The organism is Streptomyces pseudovenezuelae (assembly GCF_001513955.1).
GTDB lineage: Bacteria > Actinomycetota > Actinomycetes > Streptomycetales > Streptomycetaceae > Streptomyces > Streptomyces pseudovenezuelae.
Map to the genome: position 1 here is coordinate 440,263 of NZ_KQ948144.1, position 24,574 is coordinate 464,836.

Annotated in this window: 20 protein-coding genes; 12 read left to right on the forward strand and 8 right to left on the reverse strand. The window is 72.3% G+C overall.

Annotation, left to right across the window (positions count from 1 at the left end; all coding sequences use genetic code 11):
* Positions 1–50: 50 nt before the first annotated feature.
* Positions 51–617, reverse strand: coding sequence for a TetR/AcrR family transcriptional regulator (locus tag AQI94_RS01890; RefSeq protein WP_031049191.1), 567 nt, complete (start codon positions 615–617; stop codon positions 51–53).
* Between the two features lie 141 nt (positions 618–758).
* Here AQI94_RS01890 and AQI94_RS01895 point away from each other — a divergent pair, with 141 nt between their 5' ends.
* Positions 759–2,222, forward strand: coding sequence for an FAD-dependent monooxygenase (locus AQI94_RS01895; protein ID WP_031049189.1), 1,464 nt, complete (start codon positions 759–761; stop codon positions 2,220–2,222).
* On the opposite strand, the gene AQI94_RS01900 is transcribed toward AQI94_RS01895, so the two are convergent.
* A complete protein-coding gene (locus AQI94_RS01900; RefSeq protein WP_031049187.1) occupies positions 2,219–2,728 on the reverse strand; it encodes a MarR family winged helix-turn-helix transcriptional regulator in 510 nt (169 codons plus the stop codon). The genes AQI94_RS01895 and AQI94_RS01900 overlap by 4 nt on opposite strands.
* Positions 2,729–2,832: 104 nt before the next feature.
* Here AQI94_RS01900 and AQI94_RS01905 point away from each other — a divergent pair, with 104 nt between their 5' ends.
* The 3 genes from AQI94_RS01905 (at position 2,833) to AQI94_RS01915 (ending at position 6,171) form a co-directional block, all read left to right on the forward strand.
* Positions 2,833–3,777 (forward strand): EamA family transporter, encoded by a 945-nt coding sequence (locus AQI94_RS01905; protein WP_062229551.1) that lies wholly within the window; start codon positions 2,833–2,835, stop codon positions 3,775–3,777.
* Positions 3,778–3,980: 203 nt separating this feature from the next.
* Complete coding sequence (locus tag AQI94_RS01910; RefSeq protein WP_031049183.1) at positions 3,981–5,321, forward strand: sigma-70 family RNA polymerase sigma factor; 1,341 nt, start codon at positions 3,981–3,983, stop codon at positions 5,319–5,321.
* A 91-nt stretch (positions 5,322–5,412) separates the two neighbouring features.
* On the forward strand, positions 5,413–6,171 hold the full coding sequence (locus AQI94_RS01915) for an SDR family NAD(P)-dependent oxidoreductase (protein ID WP_031049182.1): 759 nt from the start codon (positions 5,413–5,415) through the stop codon (positions 6,169–6,171).
* Here AQI94_RS01915 and AQI94_RS01920 read toward each other — a convergent pair.
* Both AQI94_RS01920 and AQI94_RS01925 read right to left on the reverse strand, forming a co-directional pair.
* A complete protein-coding gene (locus AQI94_RS01920; protein WP_051832387.1) occupies positions 6,140–7,327 on the reverse strand; it encodes a hypothetical protein in 1,188 nt (395 codons plus the stop codon). The two genes, AQI94_RS01915 and AQI94_RS01920, sit on opposite strands and share 32 nt — an antisense overlap.
* Entirely contained in the window at positions 7,324–8,475 is a 1,152-nt protein-coding gene (locus AQI94_RS01925) for a HesA/MoeB/ThiF family protein (RefSeq protein ID WP_225890132.1), read from the reverse strand. The genes AQI94_RS01920 and AQI94_RS01925 overlap by 4 nt, the downstream gene beginning before the upstream one ends.
* Before the next feature lie 315 nt (positions 8,476–8,790).
* Between AQI94_RS01925 and AQI94_RS01930 the strand changes: the two genes are divergently transcribed.
* Positions 8,791–10,038, forward strand: coding sequence for a M14 family zinc carboxypeptidase (locus tag AQI94_RS01930; protein WP_062229552.1), 1,248 nt, complete (start codon positions 8,791–8,793; stop codon positions 10,036–10,038).
* 204 nt (positions 10,039–10,242) lie between these two features.
* Here the strand turns inward: AQI94_RS01930 and pepN are convergent, their stop codons facing one another.
* Entirely contained in the window at positions 10,243–12,819 is a 2,577-nt protein-coding gene (pepN, locus tag AQI94_RS01935; RefSeq protein ID WP_031042481.1) for an aminopeptidase N, read from the reverse strand.
* 150 nt (positions 12,820–12,969) lie between these two features.
* Between pepN and AQI94_RS01940 the strand changes: the two genes are divergently transcribed.
* On the forward strand, positions 12,970–13,443 hold the full coding sequence (locus AQI94_RS01940) for a DUF1203 domain-containing protein (protein WP_031042485.1): 474 nt from the start codon (positions 12,970–12,972) through the stop codon (positions 13,441–13,443).
* A gap of 293 nt (positions 13,444–13,736) precedes the next feature.
* Here AQI94_RS01940 and AQI94_RS01945 read toward each other — a convergent pair whose 3' ends face one another.
* The gene (locus tag AQI94_RS01945) at positions 13,737–14,753 is read right to left on the reverse strand and encodes an aspartate-semialdehyde dehydrogenase (protein WP_031042488.1); all 1,017 of its coding nucleotides are present in this window, start codon (positions 14,751–14,753) and stop codon (positions 13,737–13,739) included.
* 473 nt (positions 14,754–15,226) lie between these two features.
* On the opposite strand from AQI94_RS01945, the gene AQI94_RS01950 reads away from it, so the two are divergent.
* On the forward strand, positions 15,227–15,766 hold the full coding sequence (locus AQI94_RS01950; RefSeq protein ID WP_031042491.1) for a sigma-70 family RNA polymerase sigma factor: 540 nt from the start codon (positions 15,227–15,229) through the stop codon (positions 15,764–15,766).
* Position 15,767: 1 nt separating this feature from the next.
* Complete coding sequence (locus AQI94_RS01955) at positions 15,768–16,469, forward strand: hypothetical protein (RefSeq protein WP_031042492.1); 702 nt, start codon at positions 15,768–15,770, stop codon at positions 16,467–16,469.
* A gap of 60 nt (positions 16,470–16,529) precedes the next feature.
* Here the strand turns inward: AQI94_RS01955 and AQI94_RS01960 are convergent, their stop codons facing one another.
* Positions 16,530–19,823, reverse strand: coding sequence for a S8 family serine peptidase (locus AQI94_RS01960; protein ID WP_031042495.1), 3,294 nt, complete (start codon positions 19,821–19,823; stop codon positions 16,530–16,532).
* Positions 19,824–20,065: 242 nt separating this feature from the next.
* Complete coding sequence (locus tag AQI94_RS01965) at positions 20,066–20,608, reverse strand: CGNR zinc finger domain-containing protein (protein WP_031042498.1); 543 nt, start codon at positions 20,606–20,608, stop codon at positions 20,066–20,068.
* A gap of 121 nt (positions 20,609–20,729) precedes the next feature.
* Here AQI94_RS01965 and AQI94_RS01970 point away from each other — a divergent pair, with 121 nt between their 5' ends.
* The 4 genes from AQI94_RS01970 to AQI94_RS01985 all read left to right on the forward strand — a co-directional run bounded on the left by AQI94_RS01970 (position 20,730) and on the right by AQI94_RS01985 (position 24,513).
* Positions 20,730–21,173: a VOC family protein gene (locus AQI94_RS01970; protein WP_031042501.1), complete on the forward strand. Its 444-nt coding sequence runs from the start codon at positions 20,730–20,732 to the stop codon at positions 21,171–21,173.
* Between the two features lie 2 nt (positions 21,174–21,175).
* Positions 21,176–22,057 (forward strand): pyridoxamine 5'-phosphate oxidase family protein, encoded by an 882-nt coding sequence (locus AQI94_RS01975; RefSeq protein WP_031042504.1) that lies wholly within the window; start codon positions 21,176–21,178, stop codon positions 22,055–22,057.
* Positions 22,058–22,066: 9 nt separating this feature from the next.
* Positions 22,067–22,513 (forward strand): NUDIX hydrolase, encoded by a 447-nt coding sequence (locus AQI94_RS01980; RefSeq protein WP_031042507.1) that lies wholly within the window; start codon positions 22,067–22,069, stop codon positions 22,511–22,513.
* Positions 22,514–22,746: 233 nt separating this feature from the next.
* Complete coding sequence (locus tag AQI94_RS01985; RefSeq protein ID WP_031042509.1) at positions 22,747–24,513, forward strand: TIGR03767 family metallophosphoesterase; 1,767 nt, start codon at positions 22,747–22,749, stop codon at positions 24,511–24,513.
* Positions 24,514–24,574: the final 61 nt, after the last annotated feature.

Below are 24,574 nucleotides of genomic sequence, written 5' to 3' on the forward strand. Positions count from 1 at the left end.
ACGTACGCGCCCGAGCCGTACGTGGGCGAGGCCGGCGCCCCGGTGCGTTCTCAGGGGCTCGGCGCGGTGAGGTACCGCTGCACCGTGGGCGCCAGCCACGCCACGATCTCCTCGCGCGTCAGCGCCACGGTCGGCGGGAACCGCAGTACGTACCGGGTCAGCGCGAGCCCCAGCAGTTGCGTGGCGGCCAGCGCGGCCCGCGCGGGGGCCTGCTCCGGGTCCGGGCACACCCGCAGGGCCACCGGCATCACCTGCTCCCGGAAGATGCCCTGCATCCGCTCCGCCCCCGCCTGATTGGTCGCCCCGACCCGCAGCAGCGCGGTGAGCACCTCGTTCTCCTCCCACAGGTCGAGGAAGCGCGACACGAGTGCGCGGCCGATGTCGTGCCGGGGCAGCGAGGCGGGCTCCGGCAGTCCCAGGTCCACGGAGACGGCCGCCGCGAACAGGCCCTCCTTGTTGCCGTAGTAGCGCATCACCATCGAGGGATCGATGCGCGCGTCCTTGGCGATGGCCCGGATGGTGGCCCGCTCGTAGCCGTCGGCGGCGAAGCGCTCGCGGGCCGCGGCGAGGATCGCGTCGCGGGTGTCGTCGGAGCGGCGACGGGGGGATTCGTTCATGACGGCCATCGTAGGTCAACGCTTGTTGGCCAACAAGCGTTGACGCCGGGTCTCCGCAGCGCTACCTTCGTCAACAGGCGTTGGCCAACAACCGTTGGCAATCAGGCGTCGGCGAACAAGTGTTGGCAACAGGAGGCCACCATGAACGGCACCCCCGGGCACGGCACGCCCACCGTGATCGTCGTCGGTTCCGGCCCCACCGGCCTGCTCCTGGCCGGTGACCTGGCCGTCGCCGGCGTCCCCGTGACCCTCGTCGAGAGGCGCCCGCACCGGATCAGCAACCTCTCCCGCGCCTTCGTCCTGCACGCCCGCACACTCGAACAGCTGGACGCCCGCGGTCTCGCCGACGGCCTGGAGGCGGCAGGGCAGCGCCTGGACAAGCTGCGCCTGTTCGGCGACCTGACCATCGGCCTCGACACCCTCCCCTCCCGCTTCCGCCACCTCCTGGTCCTGCCGCAGTACGAGGTCGAGCAGGCCCTGGAGCGACGGGCCGTGGCGGCGGGCGTCGACTTCCGGTACGAGACCGAGGTGACGGGTCTGTCCCAGGACGAGAACGGCGTGACGGTGCGGGTCAAGGGGCCGGGAGGGGGCGCGGGGGCGCTGCGTGCCGAGTACCTCGTGGGTGCCGACGGCATGCGCAGCGCCGTGCGTGACGCGATCGGGCTGCCGTTCCCCGGCCGCTCGGTGATCCGCTCGGTGGTCCTGGCGGACGTCCGCCTCGCCGAGCCGCCCGAGACCCTGCTCACCGTCCACGCCGTGGGCGACGCCTTCGCCTTCATCGCCCCCTTCGGCGACGGCTACCACCGGGTCATCGCCTGGAACCGCGCCCATGACGTCGCCGACAGCGAGCCCCTCGACCTCGACGAGATCAAGGAGGTCACCCGTCTCGCCCTGGGCCGCGACTTCGGGATGCACGACGCCCGCTGGATGTCCCGCTTCCACAGCGACGAGCGCCAGGCCCCCGCCTACCGGGTGGGCCGGGTCTTCCTGGCCGGCGACGCCGCCCACGTCCACACCCCGGCCGGCGGCCAGGGCATGAACACCGGCCTCCAGGACGCGGCGAACCTGAGCTGGAAGCTGGCCCAGGTGGCGGGCGGCCACGCGGGCCCCGCGCTCCTGGACACCTACCAGGCGGAGCGGCACCCCGTCGGCAGGGCGGTCCTGCGCAGCAGCGGCGGCATCGTCCGCCTCGCGATGGCCAAGCGCCCCTGGGAACTGGCCCTGCGCACCGCCCTCACCACCGTCCTCGACCACGTCGGCCCGGCCCGCCGCCGCATGCTCGGCCAACTCACCGGCATCGGCTACAAGTACGCCGCCCCGCGCGGCTCCCATCCCCTCACCGGCACCCGCGCCCCCGACGTCTCCCTCGCGGGCGGCGGCCGCCTCTACGAGTCCCTGCGCGGCGGCAGGTTCGTCCTCATCACCCCCGAGCCCGAGGCCTACGGCGACGGGGGCGCCCACAAGGACCGCCTCGCCGTGGAACGCTGGGCGACCTCCCGCCGTACGACCGTCCTGGTGCGGCCCGACGGGTACGTGGGGTGGGCGGCGGACGGGGCGGACGCGAGGGCGGTGGGGGCGGCGCTGGCCGCACAGGTGGGCCGCTAGTGCGCTGAGTCCTGGGTGCCCGCGAGCAAGGTCCGCAACAGGTCGGCCAGTTGGCCGGCCTGTTCGTCGTCCAGGGCGGACAGGGCCGCCGTCTGGGCGGCCAGGCCCGCTCCCACCGCCTCGTCGATGACGGCCAGCCCCTTCTCCGTCAGGGTCACCTGGAGGCCCCGGCGGTCGTGGGGGTCGGGGGAGCGGCGCAGCAGGGCGGCGCGTTCCAGCTTGTCGAGGCGGCCCGTCATGCCGCCCGTGGTGAGCATCAGCGTCGAGGAGAGCAGGCGGGGGGAGAGGGTGTACGGCTCGCCGGCGCGGCGCAGGGTGGCGAGGACGTCGAACTCGCCGCGGGAGATGCCGTAGGGGGCGTAGACCTTCTCGACGCGGTCGCCCATGGCGCGGGAGAGGCGGTAGACGCGCCCGAAGACCTCCATGGCCCTGGTGTCGAGGTCGGGCCGCACGGCCGCCCACTGGTCGATGATCGCGTCGACGGCGTCCTTGCGCTGTGCACTCATGTGCCGAGTATCCGCGGCCGTCGGCTCGGCCGCAAGAAAGTGGCTTGTGGGAAAGTAGCTTAGGAGTAAGCTACTTTCCTGTAAGTCGCTGATGAGAGGGAGTCATGAGGAAGCCGACCGCGAACCGTCCCGCCACCATCCTTCTCACCGCCCTCGCCCCCGTCTCCTGGGGCACCACCTACGCCGTCACCACCGAGTTCCTCCCCGCCGACCGGCCGCTGTTCACCGGCCTTATGCGTGCGCTGCCCGCGGGGCTCGTGCTGCTCGGCCTGGCCCGGGTGCTGCCGCGCGGCGCCTGGTGGGGGAAGGCCGCCGTGCTCGGGGCGCTGAACATCGGGGCCTTCTTCCCGCTGCTGTTCCTGTCGGCGTACCGGCTGCCGGGCGGGATGGCCGCGGTGGTCGGGTCGGTGGGGCCGCTGATCGTCGTCGGCCTGTCGGCCGTACTGCTGGGGCAGCGGCCCACCGCCCGCAGTGTGCTCACCGGACTCGTCGCCGCGTTCGGCGTCAGCCTGGTCGTGCTCAAGGCGGCCGGGGCCCTCGACGCCGTCGGTGTGCTCGCGGCGCTCGCGGCCACCGCCTCGATGTCCGTCGGTACCGTGCTGACCAAGCGCTGGGGCCGCCCCGAGGGCGTGGGCCCGCTCGCGCTCACCGCCTGGCAGCTCACCGCCGGCGGCCTGCTCATCGCGCCGCTCGCCCTGATCGTCGAGGGCGCCCCGCCCGCGCTCGACGGGCGCGCGATCGGCGGCTACCTCTACCTCGCGCTGGCGAACACGGCGGTGGCGTACTGGCTCTGGTTCCGCGGCATCGGCCGCCTGACCGCCACCCAGGTCACCTTCCTCGGCCCGCTGTCCCCGCTGACCGCCGCGGTCGTCGGCTGGGCGGCGCTCGGGCAGACGCTGACGCCGGTGCAGCTGACGGGCATGGCGCTGGCCTTCGGCGCCACGGTGGCGGGTCAGCTGGGGGTACGGCCGCCTGTCCGGCCGTCGTTCGGTTCTGCGGGGCAGGTGTCGGTGCCGTCGGACCTGACGCCTGCGAGGGCGCGGCGGTAGCGGGCGCGCGTCGCGGGGGCGTTGCCACGGTGGCGGGGCGGCTGGGGGTAGGCCGTCCGTGCGGCCGTGGTTCGGTTCTGCTGGGCAGGTGTCGGTCTCGTCGGGCCTGACGCCTGCGAGGGCGCGGCGGTAGGGGGCCCACGTGTCGCGGGGGCGTTGTAACGTCACTCCGGCAGCGCGTTACGAAACTCCCGGAGGCGCACGTGGCCACAGACGTCTGTGCGGTGTGCGGGAAGCCGCTCGCCGCGCGAGCCGGCCGGACCGGACGCGGCTCCGTCTACTGCTCGGCCGCCTGCCGGCAGAAGGCCTACCGGGAACGGCGGCAGCCCCGGGGCCTCACCGTGCAGGGCCTCATCGACGACATCGGGCGCCGGGCGGGACAGCTGGCGCCCGAGCCCGCGGACGCCCTCTACGCGACCGTCGGCGAACTGTCCGAATCGGTCGCCCGGTTGCGGCGGGTGGCCCGTACGGTGCGCGACACCACCCAGGACGCCGGGGATTCCGTAACGGCGGACCCCGTGACGCAACGCACCGAGGCCGCCCCCGGCACCCACCTCACCGAGACCGAGTTCGGCGCCCTCACCGAGCAGTACCGCCGTGAGATCCAGGTGCACTGCTACCGCATGACGGGGTCGTACGACGAGGCCGAGGACCTCGTCCAGGAGACCTTTCTGCGGGCCTGGCGGGCCCGGGACGGCTTTCAGGGGCGGGCGAGCGCGCGGACCTGGCTGTACCGGATCGCCACCAACACCAGTCTGGACCTGCTGCGACGGACCGCGCGCCGCCCGCAACGGTACGAACCGGTGCCGGGGATGCATCACGGCGAGGGGGAGCCGCCCGCCCGTATCACCTGGTTGCAGCCCTACCCCGACGACGAGATGCCGCTGACCGAGGAGCACGAGCAGCCCGAGTCCGCCGCGGTCTCCCGCGAGACCCTGGAGCTCGTCCTCCTCGCCGCGATCCAGCATCTGCCCCCGCGGCAACGGGCCGCACTGGTCCTGCGCGACGCCCTCGGGCTGACCGCCGCCGAGACCGCCGAGGCCCTGGAGACCAGCGTGGCCTCCGTGAACAGCGCACTCCAGCGGGCCAGGCCAGCCCTGCGCGCCCACCTGCCCCCGGACCGCTCGGACTGGCGGACCACCGTGCCCACGGAGGACCAACAGGCCGTACTGGACCGGTACATGGCCGCCGTCGGACGCCTCGACTTCGAGGCGATGGCCGCGCTGCTCACCGAGGACGTCACCCTCACCATGCCGCCGAACCCGTACTGGTTCGTCGGCCGGGACGCCGTCATCGACTTCGTGCGGGTCAGCCTCGATCCCGCCTCCCCGATGTTCTTCGGGCACTGGCGCAGCCTGCCCACCCGGGCCAACGGCCAGCTCGCGACGGCGCACTACGTCCGCCGGCCCGGCACCGGCGTCCACCGCGCCCAGGTCCTGGACGTGCTGCGCTTCGCCGGCCAGGGCCAAGGCGACCGCATCGCGGAGATCACCTCCTTCGAGCCGCACCTCTTCCCCGCGTTCGGACTGCCCCTGCGGCTGTGACCGACCGGCGAGCAGCGAGACGGCCGATGAGCGTCGGCGATGTCGTACGTCTGCATGGACGTCACGCACGAACCACTTCCAAGGAGTCACCATGCTGCTCACCGACAAGACCGCGATCGTCTACGGCGCCGGCGGTTCGATCGGCGGGGCCGTCGCCCGGGCCTTCGCCGAGCAGGGCGCGAGGGTCCACCTCGTCGGCCGCACCCGCGCGACCCTGGAGGCGGTGGCCGCCGACATCAAGGACGCCGAGGTCGCCGTGGTGGACGCGCTGGACGAGGCGGCCGTGGAGGCGCACGCCGAGCAGGTCGGGGACATCGACATCTCCATCAACCTGGTCACGCGCGGCGATGTGCAGGGCGCGCCGCTGGTCGACACGGCCGTCGAGGACTTCCTGCGGCCGGTCACCCGTGGTCTGCGCGCCAACTTCCTGACCGCCCGGGCCGCGGGACGCCGTATGGCCGCACGGGGCTCGGGTGTGATCCTCGCCCTCAACAGCGGTTCCGCGCACGGCAGTCCGATGATGGGCGGCACCGGTCCGGCGGACGGGGCGATCGACACGCTCGTGCGCAACCTGGCGATCGAGCTGGGGCCGCGCGGGGTGCGGGCGGTGGGGCTGTGGGTGGCCGGGGTGCCGGAGACGTTCACCGTGGAGAAGCTCTCCGCGGTCAACCCGGCCATCGACGAGGGGGCCGTGCGGGGCATCGTCGACCAGCTCGCCGGGATGCGCATGACCCGCCGCAACCCCACCCTCGCCGAGGTCGCCGCCACCGCGGTGTTCCTCGCCTCCGACCACGCGGGCGGCATCACCGGCACCTTCGTCAACGCGACGGGCGGGATGGTGTCCGTCTGAGCCCGCTCCCCCGCCACCAGGTGCGCAGCCACAGGGCGTGCAGCGCGCCGAGCGTGACGACGACGGTGATCCCGTCCAGCCGGTCCCAGGCCGAGGGCCCCGCGCCCGACTTGACCACGGCGCGGGCGAACAGCGTGAGGTCCGCGGGCAGGGTGACGGCGGCGAAGAACGCGAGACACAGCGCGGTGCCGACCACCAGCACCACGCTGTACCCGCGTACGGCCCGCCGTTCGTGCGCGGGCAGTCCGAGGCTGGGGTCCGGTTCGTCGGTACGGCGGCCCCGGCGCGGCAGCAGACGCCGGGCCCGGTACCTCGTGTACACCACCCCGTCCCCGAACAGGTCGCGGCAGCCGGTGAGGTCCTGGAGGACGAAGTACAGGTCGGTGCGCATGAAGACCAGGAGCTGGAAGGGGAGCGGGAGCAAGGCGAGCAGGGCCACGGCGGCGAGGACCCGGCGGGGGGTGCCGGTGGTGGCGCCCGCGGCGAGGGCGGCCAGGGACGCGGCCGTCAGGTTGGTCGCGATGCCGGCGAGATAGGCGGTCAACCGGTGTCTGCGCGGGGCGAGTTCGATGCCGCTGATGTCCGTCTGCAGCACCAGGAACTGCAGCCGGGTGCCGAGCCGTATCCGCCCCGCCACACCGGTCGCGCGGGCGGTCAGCAGGTGGGCGCACTCGTGGAGCAGCAGCAGGCTCCAGCCGACGCCGGCGCCGAGAGCGATGACCGCGCTGCCGTGCGAACTCCACAACAGGGTCCGGTAGTCGAGCGGCACGGGCGGGCGGGTGAGCACGGTGACCGCGATCAGCAGGGCGACCGCCACGGGGACGACGGGACTCAGCAGCCGGCGCACATGACGGGGCCGTATCCACGCCAACGTCGGTGCCGGGGGCGGCTCCTGGTCGATCGCCCGGCCGTCGACCTCCGCCACGAACCCCAGACCCAGCAGGGCCTCCACGAAGTCCGGTACGTCGATGTCGTCGCCGGTCCGGGTGCGGAGCCGTGCGCCGACCTCGGCCGGGGTCAGGCCCTGGTCGAGCAGATCCAGGGCCTGCTTGCCCACCTCGGGCAGGGCGACGAAACGACCGGTCGCCCGGCGGCCCACGATCCACTCGTCGCCGTCGGGGCGGGAGTCCAGCGCGTGCAGCCGTACCCGGTTCACGTCCGCTCCCCGCACGCCGGGCAGTCCAGCCGGCGGGGGGTGCGCTGGTGGACGGGGTCGCCGGGGAGCATGAGGTTCACACCGAAGCGGAAGCCCGGCTCCATCGCGGGGACCCCGGTCAGCAGGGCCAGGGCGGCATGCGCGAGCAGGGCTCCCGAGAGCCCGGCGGTGACGGCGCTCGCCGGGTTCCACGGCATCCGCGGCGAGGCGCTCTCCGGGTCCTGCCCCGGCCCGAGCCGCAGATCGCGCCGCGCGATCTCGCCCTCCCGCAGGCACTCCCAGCAGGCGCCCTGACCGGGCACGTACACACCGGCGGTCACGAGAGGCCCCCGGTATCCGGCGTCGACCCACGGCAGCCCGGCCGCCAGACAGGCCCGGTTGGTCCACCGGCGGATCGCGTCGGGGCGGTCGGCGGCCAGGACGAGGAGGTCGTGGGGGGAGCCGGCCAGGGCGGACGCGGCCACCAGCTCCGTGAGATCCTCCGGCCCCCGCACCTCCCTGCGCTCCCCGGTCACCGTCACGTCCGAGTTGAGCGCCCGCAGGGTCGCCAGCGCCGCCTCCACCTTCGGCCGGCCGAGGTCGGACTCGCGGTACAGGGGCTGGCGGTTGAGGTTGGAGAGTTCGACCACGTCCGGGTCGACGCAGTGGACGTGGCCCACACCGGACGCGACCAGGGCCTGGGCCGCGTGGCCGCCCGTGCCGCCGACCCCGACCAGGAGGACCCGTGCCTCGCGCAGGCGGAGTTGGGCGTCCCAGGGGCTGGTGCGGGGGGCGAGGTCCATCCAGCGCAGGAGCGGCACACCCCGGCTGTAGCGGTCCTGTTCGCGGGGCGGCAACGAGGCCGAGGCGTCCGCGTCGTCCACGAAACCGGCGGCCAGCAGATCCGCCATCGCCTGGCGGGCGTCCGCGCCGGACAGCTCAGGGTGCCCGCGCAGGACCTCCGCGACCACCTCCGACGGCCCTCGGCTGCCGTCCATCGCCTCGACGAGCGTCCACACCCAGCCCCGCGGGTCCGCGATCTCCGCGCCGATGCCGTGGATCACGCTGCCGACGCGGACATTGCCGTCGACCGTGCGGTAGGCGCGGTGCTCGGGTTTGATCCGGGGCCGCCCGAACGCCTCGACCGTCACCGCCGCCGTATCCGCCACCAGGGACCCCTCCCCTTTACACGTACACCTTCTTGACACTCTGACCCCGTCGGCACAGCCTTGACAAGAGCGGTCAGCGATCGCTTCGGAAAGGTCAAATCCTGTACGAAGACGAGGAGTTGAGATGCCGACCAAGATCGTGATCCGCCCCTTGGACAAGAAGGAGACCACGGGGGACAGCGGCGGCAACGGCGGCAGCTGAGAGGAGCTCACATGCCGGTCAAGATCGTGATTCGCCCGCTGGACAAGAAAGAGACCACTGGGGACAGTAATTCCCAGGGTGCTTGATCGGATCACCAGCGTGGGAGGACCGGCGTGCGGACTTCGCTCTACCCGGCAGTCGACGAACTGGAGCGAAGGGCCCGCACGCTGGTCCGCACCGCGCCCGGCCTGCTGCGGCTGAGCAGCGTCGGACAGAGCCGGGCCGGGCGCCCGCTGTGGCTGCTGTCCGCCGGACACGGCGACCGCCACATCCTGGCCGTCGCGGGCGCGCACGCCAACGAACCCGTGGGCGGGGCCTCGGCGTTGCGGCTCGCCGCCCTGTTCACCGGCCGGCCCCAGCTGCTCGACACGCTCGGCTGCACCTGGCACTTCCTGCTCTGCCTCGACCCCGACGGGGCGCACCTCGCGCACGGCTGGCAGCCGGAGCAGCCGGAGCCCTCGCTGACCGAGTGTCACCGGTACTTCTACCGGCCCGCGTTCGCCCGCCAGCCGGAGTCCCTGCCCGTGCCTCCCGGCCGGCCGCTGCCCGAGTCGGCCGCGCTCGTCCGGCTCCTCGACGAACTGCGGCCCGTCGCCCAGTTCACCCTGCACGGCATCGAGTTCGGCGGGGCCTTCGTGATGATGACGCGGGAGGTGCCCGGTGTCGCGGACGCCTTCCGGGCGACGGCCGCGCGGCTGCGCCTCCCGGTCGACCGGGACCCCGTCGACGGCCCCGACTGGCGGCTCGACCCGCCCGGCGTCCTGGTGCTCCCGGACGGCCACGGCGAGGGCGAACGCGACCCGAGCGGGTACGTCGCCGAGAGCACCTGGTTCCATCCGCGCCGCCACGGCACCCTGACCACCCTGATCGAGACCCCCGCCTGGGCCGTGCCCTCGGTGAGCGACGCCCGGCCGGTCACCGACCCGGCCCGCGAGGCCGCCCGGCTGGGGGAGGTGCTGCTGGGCCGTACCCGGGAACTCGCGGCCGTTCTGGGGACACGCCTCGACACGGACGTACCCGAGGATCTGGCGCCGCTGCGGGACGCCGCGCGCGAACTCCTCGACGTGGCGCCGTCGATCGTCGCGGGCTGGGCCGCCGAGGAACCCGGGCGGTTCCACGGCCACTTCGCCTCCCGGGGGATCTCCGCCCGCCGTATCCCGCTCAGGGTGGCGGCGATGGCGAGCCGTGCCCTGGCCCGCACCGACCCCCGGGCCGTGGAGATCCTCGACGACCTGGTGCGCGAGTGGAGCCAGGAGCTGGAGAAGACGTACCACCTGCGGTGGGTGCCGGTGGCCGCGCAGACCGGGCTGCACGTGCGGACGATGCTGAGCACGGCCCGGCTGGTGTGCGGGGGTGGTTGAAGCGGGCCCGCGCCGGACTCGGCCCGCGCTCGACTCGGCACGCGCTGGACTAGGCCCGTGCTCGACTCGGTCCGCCTGCGCATGCGGACGATGCTGAGCACCGCCCGGGCGGTGCGCCGGGACGCCTGCCCCCCCCCGGCACTGCCTGCGTGGGGGCGTGGGGCGGGAGGCGGACGACCGGAGCCGTCCGCCTCCCGCCGGGTCCTACTGGTCCGCCAGCGAGTCCGCCGCCTGGGCCTTCAGCGCGCGCTCCACGCCCGCGCGGGACTCGGAGACGAGCCGGCGCAGGGCCGCGTTCGGCTCCGCCGCGGCCAGCCAGGCGTCCGTCCTGTCCAGGGTCTCGCGGGAGACCTGGAGCGAGGGGTAGAGGCCGACCGCGATCTGCTGGGCGATCTCGTGCGAGCGGGACTCCCAGATGTCCTTGACCACCTCGAAGTACCGCTCCGTGTACGGCGCCAGCAGCTCGCGCTGGTCGGTCTGGACGAAGCCGCCGATGACCGCCTCCTGGAGCGCGTTGGGCAGCTTGTCGGACTCGACGACCTGGGCCCAGGCCTCCGTCTTCGCCTCCGCGGTCGGCCGCGAGGCCCGGGCGGTCGCCGCGTGGCGCTCACCCGCCGCGGTCCTGTCCCGCTCGTACTCGGCGGCGATCTCCGACTCGTCGAAGCGGCCCACGGACGCCAGCCGCTGCACGAACGCCCAGCGCAGCTCGGTGTCGACGGCCAGGCCCTCGATGACCTGGGAGCCGTCGAGCAGCCCCTCCAGAAGGTCCAGCTGCTCCGGCGTACGGGCGGTCGCCGCGAACGCCCGCGCCCAGGCCAGCTGGTGGTCGCTGCCGGCCGACGCGGACCGCAGGTGGGCCAGGGTGGCGTCGGTCCAGCGGGTCAGCAGGGCCTCGCGGGCGGTGGGGGCGGCGTACAGCTCGATCGCCAGCTTCACCTGCCGGTGCAGCGACTGTACGACACCGATGTCGGACTCCTTGCCGATCCCGGACAGGACCAGCGAGAGGTAGTCGCGGGTCGCGAGTTCCGCGTCCCTCGTCATGTCCCACGCCGACGCCCAGCACAGCGCGCGGGGCAGGGACGACTCGAAGTCGCCCAGGTGCTCGGTCACGAAGGCCAGCGACTGCTCGTCGAGGCGGACCTTGGCGTACGAGAGGTCGTCGTCGTTGAGGAGCACGACCGCCGGACGGCGCTTGCCGACCAGCTGCGGTACGGCCGTCAGCTCGCCGTCCACGTCCAGCTCGACCCGCTCGTCGCGCACCAGCTTGCCGCTGTCCTCGTCGAGTTCGTACAGGCCGACCGCGATGCGGTGCGGGCGCAGGGTCGGCTCGCCCTTGGCGCCGGCGGGCAGCGCCGGGGCCTCCTGGCGGATCGCGAACGCGGTGATGACACCGTTGCCGTCCGTCTCGATCTCCGGGCGCAGGATGTTGATGCCGGCCGTCTGCAGCCACTTCTGCGACCACGTGCCCAGGTCGCGGCCGGAGGTCTCCTCCAGCGCGCCCAGCAGGTCGGACAGCCGGGTGTTGCCGAACGCGTGGCGCTTGAAGTACGCCTGCACACCGCCGAAGAACTCGTCCACGCCGACGTAGGCGACGAGCTGCTTGAGGACGGAGGCGCCCTTCGCGTACGTGATGCCGTCGAAGTTGACGAGCACGTCGTCCAGGTCGCCGATCTCGGCCATGATCGGGTGCGTGGACGGCAGCTGGTCCTGGCGGTACGCCCACGTCTTCATGGAGTTGGCGAAGGTGGTCCAGGAGTGCGGCCACCGGCTGTCCGGGGCGTACGCCTGGCAGGCGATGGAGGTGTAGGTGGCGAACGACTCGTTGAGCCACAGGTCGTTCCACCACTCCATGGTCACGAGGTCGCCGAACCACATGTGGGCCAGCTCGTGCAGGATGGTCTCGGCGCGCATCTCGTACGCGGCGTCGGTCACCTTGGACCGGAAGACGTACTGGTCGCGGATGGTGACGGCACCCGCGTTCTCCATCGCGCCCGCGTTGAACTCCGGCACGAACAGCTGGTCGTACTTCTTGAACGGGTACGCGTAGTCGAACTTCTCCTGGAACCAGTCGAAGCCCTGCCGGGTGACCTCGAAGATGGCGTCCGAGTCGAGGTGCTCGGCCAGCGAGGGACGGCAGTAGATGCCCAGCGGCACGGACTGGCCGTCCTTCTCGTACACGCTGTGCACCGAGTGGTACGGGCCGACGATCAGGGCCGTGATGTACGACGAGATCCGCGGGGTCGGCTCGAAGACCCAGACGTCGTCCTTCGGCTCCGGAGTCGGGGAGTTGGAGATGACCGTCCAGCCGGTCGGCGCCTTCACGGTGAACTGGAAGGTGGCCTTCAGGTCCGGCTGCTCGAAGGAGGCGAAGACGCGGCGGGCGTCCGGCACCTCGAACTGGGTGTACAGGTACGCCTGCTCGTCGACCGGGTCGACGAAGCGGTGCAGGCCCTCACCGGTGTTGGTGTACGCGGCGTCGGCGACGACCCGCAGGATGTTGCGGCCCTCCAGCAGGCCGGGCAGCGCGATCCGGGAGTCCTGGAAGACCTCCGCCGGGTCGAGCGGGTCCCCGTTCAGCGTGACCTCGTGAACGGTGGGAGCGACGAGGTCGATGAAGGACTCCGCTCCGTTCTCGGCCACGTCGAAGCGCACCGTGGTCACGGACCGGTAGGTACCGCCCTCCTGCGCGCCGGAGAGGTCGAGATCGATCTCGTAGGACTCGACGCTGAGCAGCTTCGCCCGCTGCTGAGCTTCGTCGCGAGTCAGGTTTGTGCCAGGCACGCGGTCATCTCCTCGTTATGTGTGGGTTCGGCGGTTCGGTCATCCTTCCACGAACTGTCTCCGACGGATCGGGGGATTACCCTGCGGATTCGGGGGTGCCCCGTCCGATTTCCGCCGGTCATCCGTACCCGTCCGCGCCAGCCTGGTCCCATGACGACCTACCGCGCACGCCCCGTCACTCCGGCCACTCTGAAGGAACTCCGCACCGCCGACGACTCCGGCCGCCCCCTGTCACCCTTCACCGACGCGGAGGGCGGCGCTCCGCTGCGCTGCTGTCTGCGCCGCAGCGTCCCGGGCGAGCGGATCGCCCTCGTCTCCTACGCGCCCCTGCGCCGCTGGGCGGCCGGGACCGGCGCCGAGCCCGGGGCGTACGACGAACAGGGACCCGTGTTCATCCACGCCGACGAGTGCGGGGGGCCGGAAGAGCGCGAGGGGTATCCCTTCGCCAACGATCACCGGACCGTCCGCCGCTACTCCGCCGACGGACACATCCTCGGCGGTGAGCTGGTCGAGGCCCCCGACGACGACGCCTTCCGCACAGCATTCGACGACCCGTCCGTGGCGCTCGTCCACGTCCGGGCCGTCGAGTACGGCTGTTTCCTCTACGAGGTCCGCAGGCCGTAGGGCACCTGTCGGGGCCGGTCCTGCCACGTCGGCCCCACCGGCCCGCGCGAACGCCTGGCGTGCGGGGGCGCACGGCTTCCGCGTGGTCCGGTCGGGCAGACGCCGTTTCCGGTCGCCGAGCCCACGCTCCGCCGCGTCGCGCTTCGGGTCCTTGCGCGACGACCCCCTCCAGGCCCGCCCGGGAAAACCTGGCGTGCGGGGGCGTACGGCTCCCGCGTGGGCCGGGCGGCTGGGTCCATGTCGTCCGGCCGGGGCGTACCGACGACCCTGCCGGGGGCGCCCCCCGGCAGGGGTCAGTCCTTGAGCTCCGCCGCCACCAGCTCCGCGATCTGGACCGCGTTCAGCGCGGCGCCCTTGCGGAGGTTGTCGTTGGAGATGAACAGGGCCAGGCCGTTGTCGACCGTCTCGTCGCGGCGGATGCGGCCGACGAAGGAGGCGTCCTGGCCGGCGGCCTGCAGCGGGGTCGGGATGTCCGAGAGGGTCACGCCGGGGGCGCCCGCCAGGAGCTCCGTCGCGCGCTCCGGGGAGATCGGGCGGGCGAAGCGGGCGTTGACCTGGAGGGAGTGGCCGGAGAAGACCGGGACGCGCACGCAGGTGCCGGAGACCTTCAGCTCGGGGAGCTCCAGGATCTTGCGGGACTCGTTGCGGAGCTTCTGCTCCTCGTCGGTCTCGTTCAGGCCGTCCTCGACGAGGTTGCCCGCGAAGGGCAGGACGTTGAAGGCGATGGGCCGCTTGTAGACCTGCGGCTCGGGGAAGTCGACCGCCGAGCCGTCGTGGGTGAGCTTGTCCGCGTCGGCGGCGACCTTCTGCACCTGGCCGTGCAGCTCCGCCACGCCCGCGAGGCCCGAGCCGGACACCGCCTGGTAGGTGGTGGCGATCAGCGTCTGCAGGCCCGCCTCGGTGTCCAGCACCTTCAGGACCGGCATCGCGGCCATGGTGGTGCAGTTCGGGTTGGCGATGATCCCCTTGGGGCGGTCCGCGATCGCGTGCGGGTTCACCTCGGAGACGACCAGGGGGACCTCGGGGTCCTTGCGCCAGGCGGAGGAGTTGTCGATCACGACCGCGCCCTGCGAGGCGACCTTCTCGGCCAGCGCCTTCGAGGTCGAGCCGCCCGCCGAGAACAGCACGATGTCCAGGCCGGTGTAGTCGGCCGTCGCCGCGTCCTCCACCGTCACGCCGTCCAGGACCGAGCCCGCCGAGCGCGCGGAGGCGAACAGGCGCAGCTCCGTGACCGGGAAGTTCCGCTCCTTGAGGATCCCGCGCATGACCGTGCCGACCTGCCCGGTGGCTCCGACGATTCCGACCCTCACGGTGACTCCTTCTGCGTGTCCTGTACTTTTCTGCGGCTTTTCCATCATGCGGCCGACCGGGGTCAGCCTGTCCAATTCTTTGTGCTCCATGCCCGAGGGCTGGGACGCCGCGCGGTGATCAACGGTTGCGGAACTTTGGCCGCACCCCTTCTGAGCTGGAGAAAATAGCCCTACGGTCACGTCCTGCCGTAAGCCGTGCGGCGCCGCGCACCGGGTGTGACGTACGCCTCTGAACGTTTCCGCCGCCCCCGGCGTCGTAGGAGAAACGCGGCAGGGCCTGCCCGGCGGATCAGGCCGCGGAAAACTCCGGTGACTGATCAGCGCCGGTGAGCGGGGTCTGGTGCGTGCAGCTGCAAGGCGGAGGAGGGAGTCGACGCGGAGCGTCGGCGACCGACGACAACGCCGCAGATGTGCGTGTCAGACCCCGCGACCGCGGCCTGATCCGCCGGGCAGGCCCTAGGGGAGGGGTGTCTGTGCTGCGCAGAATCGCCCGCCGCGTCCACGGGGACGGGCACCGGGACCATCACGGTGACCCCCTGGACGCGGCGCAGGAACGCCGGGTGCGGGCCGTGCTCGCGCTGGGCGGGGTGCCGCAGGCGGACCTGCCGGACGGGGTGCAGCAGGTCCGTCTGCGGTTGCTGGAGCGGGCGGCCAAGGGGTACGAGGCGCCGCGGGACGTGTCCGCGTGGGCCGCCGTCGTCGCCTCCAACCTCGCCATGGACTGGCACCGGGCCAAGAAGCGCCAGGAGCGGCTGGGGGAGCGCCTTGCCTCGCTCAGGCAGCACGAGCACACCTCGGGGGAGGACACCAGCGTGCTCTCCCTGGCCGTCGCCCAGGGCCTGGACGAGCTGCCCGACCAGCAGCGCCAGGTCCTCGTGCTGCGGTTCTTCGCCGATCTGCCGGTGCGCTCCATCGCCCAGGAGCTGGGCGTCCCGGAGGGCACGGTCAAAAGCCGCCTGCACACGGCGGTGCGGGCCCTGCGCGCCCGCCTGCACGAGGACGAGGTGGTGTGACATGAGCGCCGAGAACGAGACGTACGACGGCGACGCGCTCATGGCCGCGATCACCGGCGAGGCGCTCGGCGACGAGGCCCGCGCGGACACCGCGTTCCTGGCCGAGTACCGGGCGGCCGAGGCCGACATCGGGTTGCTCAGGGAGCAGCTCGGGATCCTGGGCGAGACGCTCGCCGAGGCGCCGCCCACCGGGAAACCCGTAGCCCTCAGGCCCGTCCGGGCCCGCCGCCGCGCCCGCGCCCTGGCCTTCGGCACCCTCGTGGCGGCCGCCGTCGCCGGTGTCGTCACGGGGCTCGGCTGGCTCGCGGGACACGGCGGTGCGGACAACCTCAGCTCGGCCGACTCCGGCGCCTCCAAGGCGGAAGCCGGCGCCCGCTTCGGCAGCCCGGCCTACCTGGCCTGCGCCACCACGGTCGCCGAGGGCGAGGTCACCGTGGCCAAGGAGCTCCCCGCCACCGGGGAACTCCAGGTCACCGTGCACGTGAGCCGCTACTACAAGCAGACCCGGGACCTCGGTCTCCTCACGTACACGGTGAGCGAGTACGACCTGCCCGAACCCCTGGCCAAGGGCGCCCGTGTCCTGTTCGGCGTGACCGGCGGCGCGCCGAGCCCCGACCACTGGGTGGTCGGCGAGCAGGACATCGCCCGGGAGCGGGCCTGGGTCACCGCCTCGCTGCCGGCCTCGCGCGGGATCGGCTGCTAGGGCACGGGAAGGGGCGGGCGCCCATCGGACGCCCGCCCCTCGTCGCCGTACGGAGAAGTGTTACGGCGTGACCTTCTCGATCTTCACGTTGCCGACGCCCGCGACCGTGCCGCGCGCGTTGACGAGGCTGACCTGGCCGAAGAACTCACGGCCCGCCGGGGCGGCCGCCAGGGCGGTGACGCTGCCGGAGACGGTCGTCGAGGCGCCCGTGACGAGCTTCACCGGCGCGTCGGAGACGGTGACGGTGCCCAGGGTGCTGGAGAAGAACACGTCCTGGTAGTCGTACGCCGTGGAACCGGTCGGGACCGAGTAGCCGACGACCTCGATGGTGTACGTGCCGGCGGCGGGCGAGGCGACCGACACGGCCTCCTCCGAGTCACCGTCGGCGGACGAGCCGACCGAGGTGCCGGCCGCGTTGTAGACCGTGAGGTCCAGGTCCGCGGAGGGGTCGGAGACGTTGCCGATCGCGACGTCCAGCGACTTGGCGCCCGCGGGCACCTCGACCGTGGTGGTCTGGGTGGCGCCCTCGGTGATGGTCGGGCGGGCCGTCTTGGACGAGCCGAGCGGGCCGCCGGCCAGCTTGCCGTCGATCGCGGCGAGGGTGTTGGTCACCTTCCAGGAGGCGGTGGCCGGGGTGCCGACCTTGGCCTCGGGGACGGTCACGGTCTCCGGGTCGAAGACCGCGCCGTAGACGGCGACGTCCAGCTTGTACGGGTTGTCGAGCAGCGGCGAGGTGCGGCGCGACTCGACCTCGATCTCCCAGACACCCGCCTGCGGGTCGGCGTAGGAACGGGCGTCGGGCTTGCAGCCGTTGCCGTCGAGGTAGTTGTTGTAGCAGTACGGGGTGCCGGTGTTGTCGACCGGGACGCCGTAGGGGTGGATGGCGATGAAGCGGGTCTGGCTCTTGTCCTTGAGCCCGCCGATCGCGACCTCCAGCGACTTGGCGCCCGCGGGCACGGTCACGAAGTACGACTGGGTGCTGTTGCGCTGCACGGTGTTCGAGGCGGTGTAGGTGTACTTCACCGGCGCCGAGACGACGACCGTGGTCAGGATCTGCTGGTCGACGCCCTCGGTCCGCGGGTCGTCGACGGCCAGGATCGCGCTCTTGAGGCCCGCGGACTTCGGCTGGGCCTGGACCTTGACGGTCACCGGCTGGTTCAGCGGGAGGCTGATGTCGTCCTTGCCGAGGATCCGGAAGCTGTGCCCCGCGTTGTTCTCGAAGGACAGCTCGTGGCGGAGCGCCTTGTCCGCGCCGGACGTACGGGTGATGGTGACGTCGTACGTCTTCTTCTGGCCGGCCTTCAGGCCGCCCTCGCGGTCGTAGAGACCGGTGCCGAAGCCCGGGGTCTTCAGGAGCTGGTCGATCGCGGTGTCGACCGGGGCCTTGACGGTGTAGTCGTGGGCGGTGGCGCCGTCCTTGATGGAGTCCCAGGCGTCCACGATGTCGATGAGGCCCGCGCCCTCCTCGTACGCCTGCACACCCTTGATGTGCTCGGCGGTGGAGGTCAGGGCGGTGCGCAGGGTGGCCGGCGTCAGCGCGAGGTGCTTCTGCTTGGCGGCCGAGATGAGCAGCGCCGAGGCGCCCGCGGCCTGCGGGGAGGCCATCGAGGTGCCCTGGAGCATCGAGTAGCCGGCCGGCAGCGTGTAGCCCGACTCGGCGACCGGGGAGCCCGGCAGCCAGGTCTGCGTGGTGTTGATGGCCGCGCCCGGGGCGGTCAGGGTCGGCGTGAAGCCGCCGTCCTCACGCGGACCGCGCGAGGAGAACGGCATCATCGCGTACTTCTTCTCCACGGCCGAGCCGTAGTTGGCGGCCCAGGTCTCCTTGGAGATGGCCGCGCCGACCGAGATGACCTTGTCGGCCAGGCCGGGGTCGCCGATGGTGTTCGCGCCGGGGCCGGAGTTGCCCGCGGAGATCACCAGCTGGACGCCGTAGGTGTCGATGAGGCGCGTGTAGAGCTCGGAGCGCGCGTTGTTGCCGTCGTTGAGCGCAGGCAGGCCGCCGATCGACATGTTGACGATGTCGACCCCGCGGTTGACGACGAGGTCGATCATGCCCTCGGTCAGCGCCACGTTGGTGCAGCCGCCGGTCCAGGTGCAGGCACGGGAGGAGACGATCTTCGCGCCCGGGGCCGCGCCGTTCATCTTGCCGCCGAACAGGCCGTTGGCGGCGGTGATGCCGGCGACGTGGGTGCCGTGCTCGGACTCGATGACGCCGATGTTGACGTAGTCGGCCTTGCTGCCCGCGGCGTCGTAGACGACGTCCTTGCGGATCTCGACGACGAACGGCTGGCGCTCGGCGACGTCGGTCGACGGGTCGTCGGTACCGAAGTACCCGACCTGGTAGCCGTCCTTGTACGGCTTCATCGGCGCGTCGTCGGAGAAGTCGTTGTTGTTGTTCAGGTCGACCCGGACGGTCCCGGCGGCCGCGTCGTACAGCACGCCCCAGACGTCGGTGGTGTCGCCGTCGCGGTTGGCGTCGCCCTTGGCGTCACCGCCGGCCGTGGCCGACTCGCGGAACAGGTTGAACTGGTAGGAGCCCGCCGGGGCCTTCCAGGTGGCGCCCGCGATGGTGAAGGTCGGGCCGCTGACGGGGTTGTTCATCCGCCGCCAGGTGGCGTCGCCGTCGGAGACCGGGTCGGTCGAGGTCACCCAGTCGACGATCTTCCGCTCACCGGTGGTGGTCTTCTGCAGGGCCGGGTGGCCCAGGTCCACACCCGAGTCCAGGATGCCGATGGTGACACCGCGGCCGTCCGCCTTCGGGTGCTCCTGCACGAAGTCGACGGCGCCCGTCTCGAAGGACGGGTTGTACGGGTTCTCGGCGGGGGTCTTCGCGCTGGGGGCCGGGTAGGTCTTCGCGGCCTTGTGCGCGGCGCCCTTGGCGGTGTCGGCGCTCGGCGTCGGGTCGTCCAGCGGGATGTCCTGCTTGACGTCGATGCCGTGCACGGAGGAGAGCTTCGCGGCGGCGGCGATGGCCGAGTCCGCCTTCGCGGTGGGGACGGTGGCCCGGACGTAACCGAGCTTGTCGTAGGTGAGGCCCACCAGGCCGCCCTTGACCGCGTCCAGCTCCTCGGCGACCTGCTCGGTCTTCCCGGGGGCGGTGGCGACCATCAGCGTGATGTTCTTGGCGCCGTCGGCCTTGGCCTCGGCGAGCGCGTCGGCGTCGTCCGAACCGAGCTTCTGGTCGGCGGACTTCAGGCCCGGGTCCGACGCCGCGGGGGTGGTGCCCGCCTCGGCGGAGAAGGCCATGGGTATCGGCCCCGCCGCGGAGAGCGCGGCGACCAGTCCCGCGGCGGCCGCTATGCGGGCCACACGTCTCGCGCCCGATATCGGAGCGTGCTGGGGGGTGAGGGTCATCGGCATCCCTTGTAGGTAAAGGAACGAGCGGGTGTGTGACCGGGTCCGATCGGACCTGGCCACGGTGATCCGGAAGAAGACCCCGGATGACCGCACAGCTTTACGTATGGGAGGGATGTTTAGGGAGAGTTGACCGAATCGATATGGGTGTATGGGGAAAACCCGCGATGGCCTTTAGGGGCATTGGTGAAGGTGCGTGCGAAAGCGGGCAATCCGGCCTACGACCCCTTGGGGTGGCCTTTTCAGGCGTCCTTGGTGCGCGCGTAATGCCGGGACGCCTTCGCGCGGTTGCCGCAGGTCGCCATGGAGCACCAGCGCCGGGTGCCGTTCCTCGACGTGTCGAGGAAGTGGAGCACGCACGACTCGTGGGCGCATGACCGGATCCGGTCCGGCGCGGTGCTGAGCAACTCCAGGTAGTTGCGGGCGGCGAGCCAGGCGGGGCCCCAGTCGGGGTTGCTCAACTCGGGTCGCTCGACCGGGCCCTGGGGGGTGAGTGCGACCCGGACCCGCCCGTGCTCCAGTACCGCGTCGACCTGTGGGGCCCCCTCCTCCAGTGACCCGTCCACCGCCGTGCGCAGGGCCTCCCTGGCCTGCCGGACGTGCCGCAGCATCGTGTCGTCCGGCGCGTGATCACCGCTCAGGCCGGCCGAGTCGAGCCACACCGCGAGCCCGTCGACGTCGGCGAGAAGGTCCTGGAGGGTCCCCTCGCTCATCCATCGCGTGTTGAGCAGGTCGAGTGCGAGCGGCTCGCCGGTGAGCGGGCGGGGGTCGCGGGGGGTGGGCATGGGGGCTCCCTTCCGTGCTAACCGGTCAAGCGTACGTGACTGGTTGCGCTCTTCGCTTCTAACCCTTAAAGTCGATGACAAGGGTTACCCATGTGAACCAGTCAAGCTGAAGGGGACAGCCGTGACCTTGCGCACCGGCCATATCGGCCTGAACGTCACCGACCTCGACCGTTCGCTCGCCTTCTACCGGGACGTCCTCGGCTTCGTGCCCCTCGCCGAGGGCAAGGAGGAAGGCCGCCGGTACGCCTTCCTGGGGGACGGCGAGACCCTCGTGCTCACCCTGTGGCAGCAGGCGGAGCAGCCGTACGGACCCGACCGCGCGGGCCTGCACCACCTTGCCCTGGAGGCGGACTCGATCGACCGGGTCAGGCAGTACGAGGAGGCGCTGCGGGCGTACGGCGCGGACTTCGCCCACGAGGGCGTGGTCGCCCACCGCGAGGGCGCGGGGTCGGGCGGCATCTTCTTCCACGACCCCGACGGCACCCGTCTGGAGATCTCGGTGCCGAGCGGCGCACAGGGCGCGCCGGCCCCCTCCGGCACGGCCCCGACCTGCGGGTTCTTCTAGCCATGGGGGTCTATCACGCGGGCTCGCGAGCCGTGCAGGACCGGGTGGGGGTGCGCGAGCAGGCCGATCACGTGGGCCGCTCGGTCGGCCGGGGCATCCGGGACGTCGCCGCGGCCTTCCTCGAACTCCAGCCGCTGCTGGTGGCCGGCGCCGCGGACCCCTCGACCGGCCGGGTCTGGGCGTCCCCGCTCACCGGGGCGCCGGGCTTCGTGAGGGCGACGGGCCCGTACCGCGTCTCGGTCGCGGGCGGATGGCTGCCGGCCGACCCTCTGGCGACGGCGTTCACGACTCCCGGCACCCCCGTCGGCACGATCGCCCTCGACCCCCGCACCCGCCGCCGTATGCGCCTCAACGGCCGACTCGGGCCCACGGCACGGGGGTTCGCGATCGACGCCGACCGTGTCTTCGCGAACTGCCCGAAGTACCTGCAGCGCAGGGAGTCGTACGAGATCGTCACGGACCGCCGACCGGGCGAGCCCCGGCGCACCGCCGAACTGACCCCGCGGCAGGCCGAGTTCGTCACCGGGGCCGACACCTTCTTCCTGGCCTCCGTGCACGAGGACGGGGCCGACGTCAGCCACCGGGGCGGCAACCCCGGTTTCGTGCGCGTCGATTCACCTGGCGAGCTCAGCTGGCGCGACTACCCGGGCAACTCGATGTTCCTCACCCTCGGCAACCTCGCCGCCGATCCCCGGGCCGGCCTGCTGTTCCTCGACTGGACGACCGGCACGGCGCTCCAGCTCACCGGCGAGGCGAGCACCGACTTCGGCCCGGAGCGCAGGGTCCGGCTGACCGTCCGCGAGGTGATCGAGACCCCCGCCGCGCTCCCGCTGCGCTGGTCCGCGCCCGCATACTCACCGGCCAATCCGGACCCGGCGGGCTAACTTGCCCGTATGCGCAAGAAGTCGAGGGTGGCGGCCTACGCCGTGTGCGTACGCGACGGACAGCTCCTGCTGGCCCGCTGGATCAACGACGGCCGGCCGGAGTGGACGCTGCCGGGCGGCGGCATGGAGCACGGCGAGGACCCCCACGACACCGTCCTGCGGGAGGTGACGGAGGAGACGGGGTACCGCGTCGAGGTCACCGGCGTGCTCGGGGTGCGGTCGGTGCGCTTCACCACCCGGCACCGCCTCGGGCGCCCGGTCGACCGGCACCATGTGGGACTCATGTACGAGGCCCGCGTCACCGGAGGCGAACTGCGCTTCGAGGTAGGCGGCTCCACGGACATGGCCGCATGGCACGACCTGGACGCGGTACCCGCGCTGAAACGCACCCCCATGGTCGACTTCGGCCTGAGTCTGTGGCGGGAGCGGCCGGCGGCCGGACGGCCCGGGGAATAGGTGTCGTACCCCGGAAGATGAACACGGAGTGACCGCCCCCGGGCCGTTCGACGAGCGCTCCTGAACGCGCAGGGTGGGCCAAGATCCACGTACGGTGATCGGCGTTGCGCGTTGCCGTCTCGTTCACGCGCAGGTCATTCCCGGTGCCAAGCATCCAGAGCGAGCGGGTTGTTCGCGAACGCGATCACCCCGCGACCACTGCCGACGCAGTTCGCACTCGGGGAGATCGCGCCATGTCGCGCACACGCTCTGTCGCCAGCACCACGCTGGGGGTCCACCGCCGCACCGTCCTCGCCGCCGCCGGCGCGGCCGCCGTCTCCGCGGGCGTCGGCTACGCCCTGCGGCCCACCGACAGCCAGGCCGCCACGACCACCGGGGCCGCCGAGGCACCCGTGGCCCAGACCGTCCACAAGGCCGCCGCCCCGGCCGAGGCCCCCCTCGCCCCCTACACCCGCGGCACCACCGTCGCCTCCGTCGCCGCCCCGCGCACCAGCTCCGGCTACCGGCGCCTCGGCGACGGGGCCGGCTGGAGCCGCAAGGTGCGCTCCGAGCTGGCCGCCCCGAAGACCGGGCGGGCCGGCCGCCGTACGACACTCGCCGCGTTCGTGCAGCTCACCGACCTGCACCTGATGGACAGCCAGCACCCGCTGCGCCTGGAGTACCTGCGCTCGACCGACGCGCACGCCTGGCGGCCCCAGGAGGCACTGACCGTGCCGGGCGCGATCTCGCTCGTCGAGCGGATCAACGCGCTGCGGGGCGCCCCCGCCACCGGTGCCCCGCTCCAGTTCGCCATGACGACCGGCGACAACACGGACAACAACTCGCGCACCGAGCTCGACTGGTTCCTGACCGTCATGAGTGGCGGCCGGATCACCCCCAACTCCGGGGACCCGCGCCACTACGAGGGCGTCCAGAACAGCGGCCTCAAGCAGTACTGGCAGCCCGACTCCGCCACCCGCGACGCCGACAAGCAGCTCGGCTTCCCGCACCTGCACGGCTATCTCGCCGCCGCCATACGCCAGTTGAACAGCCCCGGCCTCACCATCCCCTGGTACTCCACGGTCGGCAACCACGACAGCCTGCCGCTCGGCTGCTACGGCCACGGCGACTCCTGGCTCGCCGAGTACGCCGTCGGCGGCAAGAAGCTGATGTCGCTGCCCGCGTCCGAGTCGAAGAAGCTCCAGGACATGATCCGCAAGGCCTCCGACCCCCAGGGCCACGCCTTCCGCGACCTGCTCAAGGCACACGCCCGCAGCATGCGCTCGGTCACCCCCTACGAGCGGCGCGCCCCCTACACCGCCCGCGACTACCTCACGGCCCACCTCGACCCCGCGCACCGGGGCGTGGGCCCGGTCGGGCACGGCTACTCCACCGCCAACCTGGACGCGGGCACCCAGTACTACAGCTTCCGCATCGCCGACGACGTCATCGGCATCAGCCTCGACACCACGGACCCGGGCGGCCACTACCAGGGCTCCATAGGCGCCCAGCAGCTGCGCTGGCTGGACCGGACGCTGCGGGAGAACAAGGACTCCTTCGCCGTCGTCTTCAGCCACCACACCAGCGACTCGATGGACAACACCCGCCCCGACCCGGCCCACCCGGGCGACCGGCGGCACAACGGCCAGGAGGTCGTCGCCCTCCTCGCGAGCCACAGCAACGTCCTCGCCTGGGTCAACGGTCACGTCCACCGCAATGTGATCACCGCCCACTCGGCGCCCGACGGCCGTTCCTTCTGGGAGATCTCCACCGCCTCCCACATCGACTTCCCGCACCTCGCCCGGGTCATCGAGCTGGCCGACAACAAGGACGGCACGATCTCGATCTTCACCACCCTGATCGAGTCCGCGGCCCCCCACCGCACCGACTTCACCGACCTCTCCCAGACCGGCCTCGCGGCCCTCTACCGCGAACTGGCCTACAACGCCCCCGGGGCGAGCGACAAGCTCGGCGGCGCCTCGCGGGACCGGAACACGGAGCTGGTGCTGAAGAAAGGCTGAAACCGGCCCAACCCCTTGATCCACCTCAACCTTCGCCGCCCCGGGTGAGTCTCTCCCGCCG

Excerpts from the sequence above, each read along its gene's own strand:
- AQI94_RS01955 (WP_031042492.1), top strand. The coding sequence starts at position 15,768 with ATGAGCGCCGAGAACGAGACGTACGACGGCGACGCGCTCATGGCCGCG.
- AQI94_RS01980 (WP_031042507.1), top strand. The coding sequence starts at position 22,067 with ATGCGCAAGAAGTCGAGGGTGGCGGCCTACGCCGTGTGCGTACGCGAC.
- AQI94_RS01965 (WP_031042498.1), bottom strand. The coding sequence starts at position 20,608 with ATGCCCACCCCCCGCGACCCCCGCCCGCTCACCGGCGAGCCGCTCGCA.
- AQI94_RS01985 (WP_031042509.1), top strand. The coding sequence starts at position 22,747 with ATGTCGCGCACACGCTCTGTCGCCAGCACCACGCTGGGGGTCCACCGC.
- AQI94_RS01940 (WP_031042485.1), top strand. The coding sequence starts at position 12,970 with ATGACGACCTACCGCGCACGCCCCGTCACTCCGGCCACTCTGAAGGAA.
- AQI94_RS01905 (WP_062229551.1), top strand. The coding sequence starts at position 2,833 with ATGAGGAAGCCGACCGCGAACCGTCCCGCCACCATCCTTCTCACCGCC.
- AQI94_RS01895 (WP_031049189.1), top strand. The coding sequence starts at position 759 with ATGAACGGCACCCCCGGGCACGGCACGCCCACCGTGATCGTCGTCGGT.
- AQI94_RS01960 (WP_031042495.1), bottom strand. The coding sequence starts at position 19,823 with ATGACCCTCACCCCCCAGCACGCTCCGATATCGGGCGCGAGACGTGTG.
- AQI94_RS01900 (WP_031049187.1), bottom strand. The coding sequence starts at position 2,728 with ATGAGTGCACAGCGCAAGGACGCCGTCGACGCGATCATCGACCAGTGG.
- AQI94_RS01890 (WP_031049191.1), bottom strand. The coding sequence starts at position 617 with ATGAACGAATCCCCCCGTCGCCGCTCCGACGACACCCGCGACGCGATC.
- AQI94_RS01915 (WP_031049182.1), top strand. The coding sequence starts at position 5,413 with ATGCTGCTCACCGACAAGACCGCGATCGTCTACGGCGCCGGCGGTTCG.
- AQI94_RS01975 (WP_031042504.1), top strand. The coding sequence starts at position 21,176 with ATGGGGGTCTATCACGCGGGCTCGCGAGCCGTGCAGGACCGGGTGGGG.